Source organism: Nocardia aurantia, assembly GCF_009604425.1.
Lineage (GTDB): Bacteria > Actinomycetota > Actinomycetes > Mycobacteriales > Mycobacteriaceae > Nocardia > Nocardia aurantia.
In genome coordinates, this window is sequence record NZ_WEGI01000001.1 from 454,539 (window position 1) to 469,336 (window position 14,798).

The window sequence follows — 14,798 nt, forward strand, 5'->3', positions numbered from 1 at the left end:
TGACCTACCCCCAATTCGGTTTCATTCTTCCCGCATGCGATCCACGGTGGCGCGGTCCATCTCCGCACGCAACCGCGCGAGGGCCTCGTCGCGGGCCGGCGCATTGATGATGCGGTACGCCCGCTTCGCAGCGGCTTGCTTGATAGCCTGCTGGAACTCGCCGTTGTCGAAGTACAGCTTCATGAACTCGGTGTTGCGCTCGGCGTTCTCGACGACGATGTCGTCGAGCCGGTCGCTCGCTACCTGGGCGAAACGAGCCTCGTCGTTCATGAGACCGATCTGCTGCATGCCAGCGTCCTCGACAAGTCCGGCTACCTGCTGGTTCACCAGGATTTCATCGCTGGTGCCCAGGTCAAGACCGAACCGCTGATTGAGCTCGTCGATGATCTCCGACAGGGGGGTGACGTCCGGCTCCTTGTAACCGCCGCCATCGGCGGCGTGGCCTCGAACATCGCGGTCTCCGACCGGTGCCAGCGACACGTTATGCCGCCCCGTGAATTCGAGCCGGTAGTGGCTCAAGTCGGCGTCGCCGATGTCGACAGAGGTAGAAGGCCTGCCGGGCAGCCGAATCAAGAGAATCCGACCGAACTGGTACAGACGTTCCAGCTCAGCGTCCGGCCAGTCGACGATCTGCGCGAGCAGATTGTAGGCGCGCACGAAGTTCTTCAACGCCGTGCGGAAGCCTTCCCGCTCGTCGTCGGTCTCCAGGTTGACAAAACGATCAAGCGCCGGCTTCAGCGCTTCATGCAGGTCGGCGTGCAGTTTGCCTTCGGTGGGATCCGACATGCGGCCCGGCGACGCGGCCTTGAGCAAAGTCACGAACGCGGCCATCTCCGACGAGACGAGCACGCCGAACTCCATCACCTCACGCTGCTTGGTGTAGAGCATGTCCGGCTGCGGCGGCTCGGTGATGGTGGCCTCGAACCAGTCCTCGAATGACTTCTTGATGTCCTCGGCATCGTTGACGAAGTCGAGGATGTGGATGTCGTCCTGGGATTTCAACGGGTGAATCCGGTTGAGCCGCGACAACGTCTGCACCGCTGTGACACCGGTCAGCGGCTTGTCCACGTACATACCGCACAGCAGCGGCTGGTCGAAGCCGGTCTGATATTTCTCCGCGACCACGAGCAGGCGATATTCGTTCTGCTTGCGCGCTGCGGCCTGTGGATCGTCGGCCTTGACGTAGCCGAACTTGTCGGGGAGTTGCCTCTCCGAGAATCCGTTGAGCTGGGCCTCGCTGACTTCGACCCCTTCTTCTATCTTCAACTGCCCCGAGAATGCGATCAGCGTTCCGCAGTCGGTGAATCCGCACAGCTCGATGTACCGGCGCATCGCCTGGTAAAGATCGTGTGCATGCATGCGGCTGGGCGTGACCACCATCGTTTTCGCCCGGCCTCCGAGCGTCCCGGCAACGTGCTCCCGGAAATCGTCGACGATATGCCTGGCCCGCTGATCCACCGCCGTCGGGTGCAGTTCGGCCAGACGAACAAGCTTCGCCTTCGCCTTCGCCTTGTCGACCTCCGGGTTCCCCAGGCCCGACTCCTGTTGGTCCACGGCGACGTTGTTCAGCCGCCACTTCGTGTCGTAGGTGATGTAGTTGGCCAGTACATCGAGGATGTAGCCCTCGTCGATCGCCTGCCGCATCGAGTAGATATGGAATGGCACGTACATGCCCTGCGCGCCGGTACGCGGATGCACCCTGTCCGGCTCGAACCGCCCGAACAGCTTCAGCGTCGGCGACTTCGGCGTGGCCGTGAACGCGAAGTACGACAGGTTCGGCTGTTTGCCCCGCACCCGCGTCATGTATTCCGCATCGTCCTCGTCCTCTTCACGGGGCGCCGCGTTGGCGCCCAGCGCCTGCTTGAGCCGGATCGCCGACTCGCCGCCCTGCGATGAATGGGCCTCGTCGATGATGACCGCATACCGCATCCCGGCGAGGTCCATGTCCGCGATCTTCCCCAGCACGAACGGATACATCTGCAGTGTGGAGATAATGATCTTCGACGTACTGTCCGCCAGCGCCGCTGCCAGCTGCGTCGAGTCCTCGTCGATCTTCTTCACCACGCCCGGCGTGTGATCGAACTGGAAGATCGTCTTCTGCAGCTGCCGGTCCAACACCACACGGTCGGTGATCACGATAACCTTGTGGAACACCGGCTGATTCGCCGCGTCGAACAGGTTCGACAGCCGATGCCCAAGCCACGCGATGGTATTCGACTTCCCCGAGCCGGCCGAATGCTGAATCAGGTAGTTATTCCCCGCGCCGTTTTCCCGTGCATCGGCGACCATCTTCTGCACCGCATCCCACTGGTGGTAGCGCGGGAAGATTCGCGGATCGGTGTGCGGATTGGCCTTCACGCCCTTGCGATCTGGCGCCTTGATGTGAATGAACCGCTGCATCAGTTCGAGCCAGTTGTCGAAGTCCCAGATCTGCTCCCACAGATAGGCAACCGCATAGGTCCCCGAACCCGGCTCCACCGGCGGATTCCCGGCGCCGCCCGATATCCCCGGCCCGTTGGAGCCGATGTTGAACGGCAGGAACGGGGTGTCTTTGCCCTGCAACTGCGTCGCGACGAAAGCCCGATCGGGGTCCACCGCGAAATGCACGAGAGTGCGTTTCGCGAAGAACGGCTCCTTCGGATCGCGGTGATCCCGGTACTGCGCGATGGCATGGTCGGCGTTCTGGCCCGTGTTCGGGTTCTTCAGCTCGACCGTCGCCACCGGCAGCCCGTTGACGAACAACGCCATGTCCAACGACTTGTCCGGATGACGCTTGCTGTAATGCAGCTGCCGAGCGACCGACAGCACATTGCGGCGATACTCACGCAACGCATCCGCAGCGAGGGTGTGACCCGGCCGGAAATATGCGAGGTTGATCAAGATGCCCTTGGTGCGCACCCCCTGCCGCAGAACGTCCAGCGCGCCACGCGCGTCGATCTCGGCCGCGACCAAGTGCACGAACTCCCGCTGCGCGGTGTTCGCATCACCCGCACGGTCGACAAGCTTGTTCCACGCATCGCCTTGCGTGGCACCGATGAACCGGAACATCTCGCCGTTGTCGATGCTGAGCTCGACGTCGAACGTTCCCTGCGCACGGGACCACCCACGGTCGAGAAGCTCCACCTCGACACGCTTTTCGAATGCCAGCTCGGTATGAGCGCCTGGGGTCATGCGGACACGCTTTCGGACGGGGTGAAGCGGCGGGCGGTGGTGACGTCGATCTGGCCGGTGACAGCGGCGGTGATCAACGCCTGACGGCGTTCGGCGAGGTAGGTCAGCTGGCAGTCCAGTACATCCATCAGTCGACGGCTTGTATCGCGAAGTCGCTCGTATTCCTTAACCGCGACTCGTTGTTCTGCGAGCGTTGTTACCGGGACCGGGAAATCGCGAACCTTTGCGCTACTAGTTGTTGCGATGCCTACTTGCGTCGACGTGAATCGAAAGTATCGACGACCATGCTGAGAAGCTAGCAGTGCAGAGAGATACTCCGGAAATATTGCTGATTGATCGAGGCGGATTGCAAAGACGTGGTTTTGATGAACCATATTGACTAGCCCGCCATTCCAGACAGCGCCACGGCCAAGGTTGTCAGGATTGCCGTTGGCTTCCGTCATTAGAACATCCCCTGGTTTCAGCATGGATCCGCGAGCCATCGAACGCGGTATCACGATAGTCTTGATATCCGAAACATCTATCTGGCCATCCTGGACGTTAGCAACACGCAGATAGGGAAACTCGGCGTCGTCCGTAGTGCGTTCGCGTGCGCCATGCACAGTCACTCCTGATTGAACCACGGCAAAGTGTCCGAGACGCGTAGTCCTAAGGTGCGCAGGCAGCCAAGGCCATCGCCTCGACCCGCTGACGACTATCGAAATACCGGGCGTAACAAGCTCAGATATGGCGGAACTATAGCGCTCATTTAACTTGTCGACCTGCTTCCTGCGCGCGCATACCATGGCGTCGATCCGCAATGTCTCAGCGTCGAGGAAGTCGGCGATGCGGCGCTGCTCGTCGATTGGCGGGATACTTAATGGCACGGACGCCAAACCGTCGCTAGACAGCTCCATAAATGTCGAACCTGCCCCCCGCGACACTAATTCCTCCCGTAGCGAGACAATCTGGTAACGGAAGTATCTGATATCAACCGGCGACGTCGCGACCAAGCCGCGACAACCCTGGTTGAATGCCATCCTCGTTGAAACTTGCGCGACATAACCGATCGGCGCCCGTGTCGAAAGCACAAGCGAACCTTCCGGAACCGCTCGCGACCCAGCGAGCACTCCATCCTCGGTTAAGTATCGTTGGGTGGTGCCGAGGTATTCGCCGTCCACGCTACCTATATCGACGGGCGTCGCCCATGGTACGTCTCCGTCCCAGAACGCGGCACTAGACGTAGGAGTGCCACCGTTTACCACGCGGAAGATCCTCCGAAGTGGCGCTTTCGGCCAACTCACCTAGTCACCTCCCCCAGCAGCTTCTGGATCTGCTCCTCCAGCTCCCGCAGTTCCGCGTCGATCTCCGCCAGCGGCCGCGGGGGGGTGTAGACGTAGAAGTGCCGTGTGAACGGAATTTCGTACCCGACCTTGTCTTTGTCGCGGTCGATCCACGCGTCCGGAACATGCGGCGTCACTTCGCGGGCGAAGTACTCGTTGATGTCCTCATCCAGTGGGATGTTCTCGTAATCGCGCAGGTCGGGGTCCGGCAGGACCGAGCCGTCCTTCGCCGTCTGCACCTCGCCGTCGGGGTCGGAGATCGACACCGCGGCCCACAAACCCTTCTGTAGCGCAGCGGTACTCGGCCAGGTTGCGTCAGCACCTTTGATGGCGGCTTTCATTGCGTTGGCTGCTTCGTTCTTGGTCCACCACACCGAGCCGGTCAGCCCACGTAGGGCAGCGACCAGGTCGTCACGGTCGGCCCATTTCGCCAGCGGCTTCGCGTCTTCGAGCGCGGCGAGGGTGTCTTCGGTAATTTCGAAGCGCTGTTTCAGCGGGCGTTCGACGGTGATGCGGTTGTAGCCGAAGTCGCGGGTAGCGAAGATCTTCACCTTGGCGTGGTCCGGGTGCGTCGGGTCGGTGGCGATGTCGACGGCAGTGACGTACATCTTCGTTATGTGGCCGATTTGGGCATCACTGATGTGTTTGCGCTTGTCGCCCAACGATTTTCGCATCTTCTCCCACTGGTCGCGGGCGTCGAGCAGGATCACCTTGTCGCGCAGGCGCTTCGACTTGCGGTTGGACAGCACCCAGAAATAAGTGGAGATGCCGGTGTTGTAGAACAACTGATCCGGTAGCGCGACTATGCCTTCCAGGAGATCGTTTTTCAGGATCCACTGGCGGATGCGGGATTCACCGGATTCGGCGGCGCCGGTGAACAGCGGGGAGCCGTTGAAGACGATCGCGAGGCGGGAGCCCTTGCCTTCGACCGGCTCCATCTTGTCGATCATGTTCTGCAGGAACAGGAACGAGCCGTCGTTGATGCGGGGGGTACCCGCGCCGAAGCGGCCGGCGAAGCCGAGTTCGGCTTCGGCTTCGACGAAGTCCTTGACCTTTTTCCATTCCACGCCGAACGGCGGGTTGGACAGCATGTAGTCGAACTTGCGGTCCTTGAAGCCGTCTTCGCTGAACGAGTTGCCGAACACGACCTCGCCGGGCTGGCTGCGGATCAGCATCTCCGACTGGCAGGTGGCCCACGCGTCGGGGTTGATCTCCTGGCCGTACAGGTATACCTCGGCCTTGGGGTTGATCGCCTTGATGTGCTCCTCGGCGGCGGTGAGCATGCCGCCGGTGCCGCAGGCCGGGTCGAGGATGTTGATGACCTGGCCCTCACCGGCGACGGTGTCCGCGTCGGGGGCGATGAGCAGGTTCACCATCAGCTTGATGACTTCACGCGGAGTGAAGTGCTCACCGGCGGTCTCGTTAGAGGCTTCTGCGAACAGCCGGATCAGATGCTCGAAGACGTAGCCCATGTCGTGGCCGTCGAGCTTGTCGAGGTCCTTCATCGCTGCGAACCGGCCGATCACCTGGTACAGCAGTTTCGCGCTCGCCAACTTGGTGATCTGGTTGTCGAAGTCGAACCGCTCGAGGAGCTTGCGCACGTTCGGGGAGAAGCCGTTGATGTAGTCGCGCAGGTTTTTCGCCACGCTCGTCGAGTCGGACGCGATGGTACCGAAGTCCTGCTGGGAGGTGTTGAAGAACGGCAGCTTCGCCGTTCGCCCCAGCACCTTCTCCTTGTTCTGGACGCCGCTAGCCTCCAGTTTCGCGTCACGTTCACGGACGGCGTCACGGGTGGAGGCCATTACCGCATCGAGCCGGCGCAGCACCGTGAACGGCAGGATCACCTGTCCGTACTCGTGGCGCTTGTAGTCGCCGCGCAGCAGATCGGCGACCGACCAGATGTCGTTCGCCATCTTCTGGTGTGTGGGTCCTGAGGTCATGCCTCGTGTCACCTTCGGTTCGAGTTGATATTGTCAGTTTTGTTGATAGGTAACAATTTTGGAGTCAAAACGCCGATAGTCAGGGCATGGAGGGTCTGGTCGATCACGTTCGCGCTCGCCGCAGCGAGCGCGGATAGCGCGTCGCGCAGCTCCAATAGCTGCCGAAACGCCGCGCCGTAGCGGCCCTGCTCCGCCGACGGCAGTCGAGGAATGCGGCAGCGCCGCAGATCGTCGCGGCTGAGGACGCCGATCGTATTGGATGTGGGCAGTGTATTGGCATCGGCCTGAAGGAACGTTGCGACGAAATACGGGTCCATCCGAGCCAGGTCGACCTCGATGACCTGGGACACGCCCACTTCGTCCGATCGGGCCCCGGTGGCGACGATCGGAGGTCGACCGAGGGTCCGGATGAGCACGTCACCGGCGCGCGGGATGGTTTCCCGGGTGCGGATGGTGAGCGCGCCGACTCGTTCCAGTTCGGCGATGGTCACCGTGGAGTGCCGCGGTGGAGAGTCGGGAGCGGCGAATCGGGGAAGGCCCTGCCCAATCTGCGTGTAGAGAACCTGTAGACGCCGGGTCACGCCGGCGATGTCCTCGGCATCGGCCTCAACTCGAGCCACGACATGGCGCGACGGAAGCAGATTCGTGTCGCCGTCGAGCAACTCCACACGCGCGACCGACCGGGAAATTTCCGGTGAGGCGTCGGTGAAGAGCTGCTGCCATACCGCGCGCTGGTACGGCACATCGCGCGGGTCGGAGACCCCGGACAGGTTGACCATGCGTACAGGGGCGTAGTCGGGTGTGCCGTAGGGGCGGCGAAGCACCCAGAGACAGAGCTCGGTGTCGGGTGAAGGTCCCATGCCCTTCGGCAGCGCGATCACGTCGCGCAATACACCGGAGCGGACCAGGGCGGCGCGAATTTGCTGACCCCAGGCTTGGAAGCAGGTTCGGGCAGAGACGGCGACAACGGCGACGCCACGCGGACGCAGGTAGGCATAGCACTGCTGCACCCAGGCCAGCTCGCTATCGCGACTGGTAGGCACGCCGAACTCCCAGCTTGTCCCGGCGTCCGCCCGCTCGGATGCCTGTTTCGGCGGGTCGAGCGACGGGACGCAGACCGCACCGGCGGCGGCGCCGAGAGGGCTTCGACCGACCGTGTGGACCCGTTCGCCGAACCTGGCGGCGACAGCCTCCAAAAGGGGGGCTGAACCGCCCGCCGGGTCGATGACGACGGGTACTTCGACATCTCTGGTGTTCATGGGTTGTTCCGCGGCTATCGCGCGAGGCAGCAGTGACGCGATGATCCTGGCCAAGAGTTGTTCCGGGGACAGTCTTGGTTCGTCGGTGGCCTCGGCTTCCTGGGCATTGAGGAGGTGGGTACCGGTGTCGGTACGACCGGCCGTCGCAAGCTGCTCGGCCTTCCCTGTCGCGGTCAGCCAGGCCTCGACTTCGGCGCGCGAGAACGTTGGGCTGGCTGAGGTTCCGCCGTTTGGCTGCGGGAAGTCGGGATAGCGCTTGCGCCAGTTCGAGACCGCGGCGCGGCCGACGCCGGCCAGCCGCGCGATGGCGGCCGCTGTCAATGCGTCGGGTTCGTCGAAGCTCATGGCGACGAACGTACACATCCAGAGCTGTGTACGCAAATTAGTTGCATGCTATGGAGAATTCCTGTTGACGCTCATTATCTACGTTCACATCACTGCTGTCGTTTTATCAGGCGGTCCGTCGGCGCCGCCGCCCCAACTCGTCCTCTCCGGACGCCAGATATGAGCATCGAACCACCGCGCTTCGCATCACACGCCAACACCGCGGACACCGCCTCCTCCATGGCTGCCACGGCGAGCTGACCGCGCACCACGGCCGCGACCTCCGGAAACCGCTGCCTTCACTCCAGACCACGCAATTTGCGACCGGCAAGATCCGCTGTTGGTCCAAGCTGGCTATCCGCGAACCAGCGACGGGAACGGCGGTCCAATGAGTGCGTCGCGTGTTCCGGATGGGCATCTGACCAGCTGGTCGCTCGCCGACTTCGCGACTTGCATGAGCGTCGCGGCGGCATCGAATGCCGACGCGCCCGCCATCGCGAAACCTGTTGTCCCAACGCCAGCAGATCTCGATCCTGCGGCAAGCCCACAAGAATGACCCCGACGACCCCTTCACCAAGGAATGCGTGGCGCCTACACCGATCTCGACGCCGAGAAGACCGCCGCACTGTCGGTCATCGCCGCGCTCGACGCCGCCGACCACACCGAACCACATCACCCCGGCATCGCCGACACCGCGCTTCTCGATGCCCTGGCGCTCAACCTTCCCGCCGCGCCGGAACCATTGCTACACAAACTATTTGAGATCAATTAGCTCGCCATCCGGTTGCACGACAACTGTGACCAGGTGACCATCACCATCACACTGCCCGCCGACCACATCCCGGACATCGCCCACACAGCGGAAAGGATCACCACTGTGAACACCACACAACCGACAGCCCCACGCGGCAGAAACAGGTTGTGTAGATCCAGTACGTGTGCCCCCGGCAGGATTCGAACCTGCGGCCTACCCTTTAGGAGAGGGTCGCTCTATCCCCTGAGCTACGGAGGCGGACCCGGTCAGACTACCGGGTGGGGGTCGGCGGGGGCTACAGCGGCAGGTCGGCTGGGGCGGTGGCGGGGTAGGTGTCGTAGGCCGTGGGGTCGAAGCGGCGGGTTTTGCGGCGGAAGAGGACGGTGGCGCCGGGCCAGTTGTTGGTGATTCGGCCGGAGGCGTTGCGGTACCAGCTGGCGCAGAGGTTCCAGGGGGTTCGGGCCAGGCGGGGTTGGAGCCAGTCGTCCCAGGACTGTTCCGCGGTGGGGCGGGCGGCGAGCGATGTCCGGGGGTGGGTGGACAGGTAATCAACGGCCTGACGGATGTAGCGGGCCTGGGCTTCCAGCATGTAGATGATGGAGCCGGAGCCGACGTTGGTGTTGGGGCCGTACATCAGGAACATGTTCGGGAAGCCGGGGACGGACATGCCCAGGTAGGCGCGGGCGCCTTCGGGGGACCAGACGTCGGCGAGTTTGCGGCCGGCGGCGCCGGAGACGGTCATGGGGGCGAGGAATTCGGTGCCCTTGAAGCCGGTGCCGTAGATGATCACGTCCACCTCGTGGTCGACGCCGTCGGCGGTGCGGAGGCCGGTGGGGGTGATCGCTTCGACCGCGGTCGTTTCCACCGTGACGTTGGGCTGGGTCAGGGCGGGGAAGTAGTCGTTGGAGAAGAGGGCGCGTTTGCAGCCGGGTTCGTAGTCGGGGGTCAGTTTGGCGCGGAGTTCCGGGTCGGGGACCTGGCTGGCTCGGTAGCGGTTCGCGATGGCCACCACGGGGTTTCGGAGCCAGGGCATGTCCGTGAGGGCCAGGGCCATCACTTCGAAGAACAGCCAGATCGCGAAGCGTTCGGCCAGGCGGGTGAGGGGGAAGCGGCGGAACATCTTGTGGTGGCGTGGGGTGTATTCGGTGTCGAATTTCGGGAGGATCCAGGCGGCGGAGCGCTGGAAGAGGGTCAGGTGGCCCGCCAGTGGCTGGATCTGCGGAATGTATTGGATCGCACTGGCTCCCGTGCCTATGCAGGCTACTCGTTTGCCGGTGAGGTCTACCTCGTGGTTCCACTCCGCCGAGTGGAATGCCGGGCCCGAGAAGGTGCCTACGCCAGGGATATTGGGGAGGGCGGGGCGGGAGAGCTGGCCCACGGCGGGGATCAGGATGTCGGCGGTGAGGGTTTTGCCGGTGGCGGTTCGGATCTTCCAGACACTGTGGGGCTCATCGAATTCCGCGTCCGTCACCTCCGTGCCGAAGCGGATTCGGGAGACCAGGTCGTATTCCGTTGCCACGCTTCGGATGTAGTCGTGGATGTCGCGTTGCTGCGAAAAGCGCCTCGGCCAATCGGTTCTCGGGGCGAAGGACCACGAGTACAGGGGGGAGGGGACGTCGCAGGCGGCGCCGGGGTAGGTGTTCTCGCGCCACACCCCGCCGAGGTCCGCCGCGCGCTCGACGATCGTGAAACTGTCGATGCCCGCTCGGCGCAGTTCCAGGGCCATGCCGAGGCCGGCGAAGCCGGCGCCGATGATCAGGATGGAGGGGGTGGTGCTCATGTTTCGAAGGGTAGGCCCGTGACCCGGGCTTCCGAAGAGATCCGGGGCCACCGATCGATATTTCCGGCCAGTCTCCTGTCCGACCGGAGCTTCGACTATTCTCGCCGGATGTGACCGGTTTCACTCGATGGGGAGCCGGACCGAAGGAGGACTGACACGCATGTTGAGCACGATGCAGGACGAGCAGCTGTCGCTGGCGACCCTGTTGCGGTACGCCGCCACGTTCCAGGGGGACTCCACGGTCTCGACCTGGACCGGGGACGGGGTTCGCACCATCACCTATCGCGAGCTGGGGGCGCTGGGCGCGCAGCTGGCGCACGCGTTGCGGGGTTTGGGCATCGGTGTCGGTGATCGGGTCGGCACGTTCATGTGGAACAACAACGAGCACATGTGCGTGTACGCGGCGGTGCCCGCGATGGGTGCGGTGCTGCACGCGCTCAATATCCGGTTGTTCCCGGAGCAGCTGGTGTACGTCGCGAACCATGCCGAGGATCGGGTGGTCGTCGTGGACGGGTCGCTGGTTCCGATGTTCAACCAGTACCTGCCGGCGTTGCGGACGGTGCGGGACGTCATCGTCGTCAACGGGGATCCGGCGACCGTGCAGGCGCCGGAGGGGGTGACCGTGCACGCCTGGGGTGAGCTGCTCGGTGGGCAGCCCACCGAGTACGACTTCCCGATTCTCGACGAGCGGTCGGCCGCGGGGATGTGCTACACGTCGGGGACCACGGGGGACCCGAAGGGGGTGGTGTATTCGCATCGGTCCAATTGGCTGCACGCCATGCAGGTGATCTCGCCGAACGGGATGGGGTTCACCGCCGCGGATCATGTGCTCGCGATCGTGCCGTTGTTCCACGCCAACGCGTGGGGGCTGCCGTATGCCGCGATGATGTCCGGCGCCGATGTGCTGATGCCCGATCGGTTCCTGCAGCCGGGACCACTGTTGCAGATGATGGCGGCGCAGCGGCCCACCTTCGCGGCCGCGGTGCCGACCATCTGGGGTGGGGTGCTGGCTCAGCTGGACGCGGCGCCGCAGGACATCGCCCATTTGCGGACGGTGGTGGTCGGCGGGTCGGCGTTGCCGCCGGCGATGATGCACGCCTTCCAGGAGAAGTACGGGGTGCGGTTGCTGCACGCGTGGGGGATGACCGAGACGTCGCCGCTGGGTAGCGTCTCGCATCCGCCTACCGGGGTGCCGGTGGAGGAGGAGTGGGAGTACCGGTACAGCCAGGGGTTGTTCCCGGCCTCGGTGCGGGCCCGGCTGGTCGGTGACGACGGGGCGGTGCTGCCCAACGACGGTAAAGCCGTGGGGGAGTTGGAGGTTCGCGGGCCTTGGATCACCGGGTCGTATTACTCGCCGGACGGCAAGGAGGTCGATCCGGACAAATTCGACGACGGGTGGCTGCGGACCGGTGACGTCGGCAAGATCACGCCGAACGGGTATCTCACGCTGGTGGATCGGACGAAGGACGTGATCAAGTCCGGCGGTGAGTGGATCTCGTCGGTCGATCTGGAGAACGCCATCCTCGGGCATCCCGCCGTGGCCGAGGCCTCGGTGATCGGGATCCCGGACGCGAAGTGGGACGAGCGGCCGCTGGTCGCGGTCGTGCTCAAGGAGGGTGTCACCGCGGAGCCCGCGGAGTTGCGGGAGTTCCTGGCCGACAAGTTCGCGAAATGGCAGCTGCCGGAATATTGGACGTTCATCGACGAGGTTCCCAAGACCAGTGTCGGCAAGTTCGACAAGAAGCGGCTGCGGGCGCGGTACGCGGATGGGGACCTGGAGGTCGTGAAGCTCTGACGGCCGCGGGCGGGACGGGCCGGGGGCGGTTACCCTGGGCCCCGTCCCGCCATCGGCGGCGTGGGGGAAGGAGTTACCGGCGTGAGCGGTCAGGGGCCGGAGGCGGAGCGACCCCGCGGAGGCTTCCCGGGCACGCCCGGCGTGAGCGATCCGGGGGCGCTGGTGAGCCTGGTGCGGGCGCTGGGCCGGCGGGCCTGGGCCGAGGCCGAATATCTTCGACTGTGCGCGGTCGCGGGACTGGTCGGGCCGCGTTCGGTGGGGGCCTATCCGGCGGCTGCCAATGCCCTGTTCCGGTATGGGAGTTTGGTTGCGGCGCTGAGTTTTTCGGCGCAGCGGTGTGGTGGCCGGGCGGCGTTGATCGACGAGTCGGGGGCGTTGAGTTACGCCGAGGTCGACGATCGGTCCAATCGGCTGGCCAACGAGTGGCGCACGCGCGGGCTGCGCGCGGGGGAGACGGTCGCGCTGCTGGTCCGCAATCATCGCGGGCTGTTCGACGCGTTGTTCGCCGCCGCCAAGTGCGGGACGCGAATCCTGTTGCTGAATCCCGATTTCGCGGCGCCTCGGCTGGCCGAGATCGCGGAGCGGGACGGGATGGATCTGCTCGTGTACGACCAGGAGTTCGAGGCGGCGCTCGGCACGCTCAGCCCGCGTCGCGGGGCGTATCGGGCCTGGACCGATTCGCCTCATCTGCGCAGTCTCGAAACCCTCGTCGCCGCGGGGTCTTCCGAGCCGCCGCCGGTGCCCGCGGAGCTGGCGCGGGTGGTGTTGCCGAACGGTGTTGTCGCGGCCGGGGCGCAGGCGTGGTCGTTGCGGCCGCTGGGGGCGTTGCTGAGCCGGGTGCCGCTGCGGGCCCGCGAGGTCACGGAATGTCCGGTGCCGCTGTTCCATTCGCTGGGTTTCGCGATGGCGCTGGTGTCCGTCGGCCTGGGGTCGACGCTGGTGATCCGCCGCCGGTTCGAGCCGCGCCGGGTGCTCGACAGCATGGCCCGCAATCGGGCCACCGCGCTGATCGTGGCGCCGGTGATGTTGTCGCGGCTCACCGATCTGGACCCCTTGTCGTTCACCGAGAGCGATCTGTCCGCCTTGCGGGTGGTGCTGGTCGGTGGGTCGCGGCTCGGTGGTGATCTGTGCCGGCGCACCGCTCATCGGCTCGGCTCGGTGCTGTATCACGTGTACGGATCCACGGCGGCCGGGTGTGTCGCTGTTGCCACGCCCGCCGATCTGGCGGCCGAACCTCGTTGTGCCGGTAGGCCGCTGCTCGGCACGGTGGTGCGGATCGTCGACGAGGCCGGGGACACGGTGCCCACCGGTACCAGCGGCGCCATTCTGGCCGGGAATACCGTCCCGGCGGGGGACGATCGGCTGGTGCCCACCGGCGATCTCGGCCGCTTCGACGCCGCCGGACGGCTTTTCGTGGACGGCCGGGCCGCCGGGGTCACGGGCTCGGGCAATACCGCCGTCCCGGAGGATTCGCGCAGGTAGACTTCGCCGCCGAATGTCCTGGAAGGCGGGATTCGGCCGTGGGTATCCGATCGGCCGAATCCCTGCCCGAAGCCGGCTGGACCGAATACTCTGTTCCACGACCTGCGGCGAAGAGGAAAGCGATGTCGGACAGCCGAACCGGGGCCGAATCCCGGTTGTCGACGAAGGTCGACGTCTCGGTGCCGCACCCGGCCCGGGTGTACGACTATCTGCTGGGCGGCCGCGACCACTACCCACCCGATCGCAATCTCGGGGACGCGATCATCGCCGACGTACCGGACGTCCAGATCGCCGCGCGGGCGAATCGCGCCTTTCTCGGGCGTGCGGTGCGTTGTCTGGTGGGGGAATTGGGGATCACGCAGTTCCTCGACATCGGTACCGGGATTCCGTCCGCCGGCAATACGCACGAGGTGGCCCAGGCGCTGGATCCGGCGGCCCGGGTGGTCTACGTGGATCACGATCCGATCGTGATGGTGCACGCGCGGGCGTTGCTGAAGGGCACGCCGCAGGGGCGGACCTCGTTCATCCACGCGGATCTGCGGGATCCGGAGACGATCCTCGCCGACCCGTGCCTCACCGCGAATCTGGATCTCGAACGGCCGGTGGCGATCATGCTGGTCGCCATCATGATGTACATCCTGGACAAGGATGGGCCGCAGGCGATCGTCGCGCGCCTGCTGGACGCGGTGCCGCCCGGAAGTTGTGTGGTGATCACCCATTTGACCGGTGACACGAATCTCCGGGGCGTGCTGCGCATCGTCGAACTGGGGAAGCGCAGCGGCGTGAACCAGTGCGCGCGCAGTCGCGCCGAGTTCGAGAGTCTGTTCGCCGGAACGGAATTGGTGGCCCCGGGCATCGCGCCGGTGTCGGGCTGGCGGCCGGATCTGGCCGGTACCACCGAGGTCGACCTCGCGGGTGCGGCCGACTCCGCACTGCTCTGGGCGGGCGTCGGCCGCAAGCGCTGAACGTGT

At 64.8% G+C, this 14,798-nt stretch carries 9 protein-coding genes and 1 tRNA gene; 4 read left to right on the top strand and 6 right to left on the bottom strand.

All coding sequences use genetic code 11. The annotated features are described in order from the left end of the window. Nucleotides 1–21: 21 nt before the first annotated feature. Genes NRB56_RS02110 through NRB56_RS02125 form a run of 4 tightly spaced genes read right to left on the bottom strand, consistent with a single transcriptional unit; the run spans nt 22 to nt 8,037 of the window. A complete protein-coding gene (locus NRB56_RS02110) occupies nt 22–3,171 on the bottom strand; it encodes a type I restriction endonuclease subunit R (RefSeq protein WP_153338737.1) in 3,150 nt (1,049 codons plus the stop codon). After that, nucleotides 3,168–4,454, bottom strand: a complete 1,287-nt coding sequence (locus NRB56_RS02115) for a restriction endonuclease subunit S (RefSeq protein WP_153338738.1) — start codon at nt 4,452–4,454, stop codon at nt 3,168–3,170. The genes NRB56_RS02110 and NRB56_RS02115 overlap by 4 nt, the downstream gene beginning before the upstream one ends. Continuing rightward, complete coding sequence (locus tag NRB56_RS02120) at nt 4,451–6,406, bottom strand: type I restriction-modification system subunit M (protein WP_227837062.1); 1,956 nt, start codon at nt 6,404–6,406, stop codon at nt 4,451–4,453. Before NRB56_RS02120 ends, NRB56_RS02115 begins: the two co-directional genes overlap by 4 nt. 35 nt (nt 6,407–6,441) lie before the next feature. Next, complete coding sequence (locus NRB56_RS02125; RefSeq protein ID WP_227837064.1) at nt 6,442–8,037, bottom strand: N-6 DNA methylase; 1,596 nt, start codon at nt 8,035–8,037, stop codon at nt 6,442–6,444. Between the two features lie 559 nt (nt 8,038–8,596). Here NRB56_RS02125 and NRB56_RS02130 point away from each other — a divergent pair. Then, a complete protein-coding gene (locus NRB56_RS02130; protein ID WP_153338741.1) occupies nt 8,597–8,788 on the top strand; it encodes a hypothetical protein in 192 nt (63 codons plus the stop codon). 167 nt (nt 8,789–8,955) lie between these two features. Here NRB56_RS02130 and NRB56_RS02135 read toward each other — a convergent pair. Both NRB56_RS02135 and NRB56_RS02140 read right to left on the bottom strand, forming a co-directional pair. After that, a tRNA-Arg gene (locus NRB56_RS02135) sits at nt 8,956–9,028 on the bottom strand. A 37-nt stretch (nt 9,029–9,065) separates the two neighbouring features. Beyond that, nucleotides 9,066–10,550 carry a flavin-containing monooxygenase gene (locus tag NRB56_RS02140; protein WP_153338742.1) on the bottom strand — a complete coding sequence of 495 codons (1,485 nt, stop codon included), beginning with the start codon at nt 10,548–10,550 and terminating at the stop codon, nt 9,066–9,068. Nucleotides 10,551–10,710: 160 nt separating this feature from the next. Between NRB56_RS02140 and NRB56_RS02145 the strand changes: the two genes are divergently transcribed. The 3 genes from NRB56_RS02145 (at nt 10,711) to NRB56_RS02155 (ending at nt 14,792) form a co-directional block, all read left to right on the top strand. Beyond that, entirely contained in the window at nt 10,711–12,345 is a 1,635-nt protein-coding gene (locus tag NRB56_RS02145) for a long-chain fatty acid--CoA ligase (RefSeq protein ID WP_153338743.1), read from the top strand. 81 nt (nt 12,346–12,426) lie between these two features. Then, nucleotides 12,427–13,827, top strand: coding sequence for an AMP-binding protein (locus tag NRB56_RS02150; protein ID WP_153338744.1), 1,401 nt, complete (start codon nt 12,427–12,429; stop codon nt 13,825–13,827). Nucleotides 13,828–13,949: 122 nt separating this feature from the next. After that, nucleotides 13,950–14,792 (top strand): SAM-dependent methyltransferase, encoded by an 843-nt coding sequence (locus tag NRB56_RS02155; protein WP_227837065.1) that lies wholly within the window; start codon nt 13,950–13,952, stop codon nt 14,790–14,792. Nucleotides 14,793–14,798 lie beyond the last annotated feature (6 nt).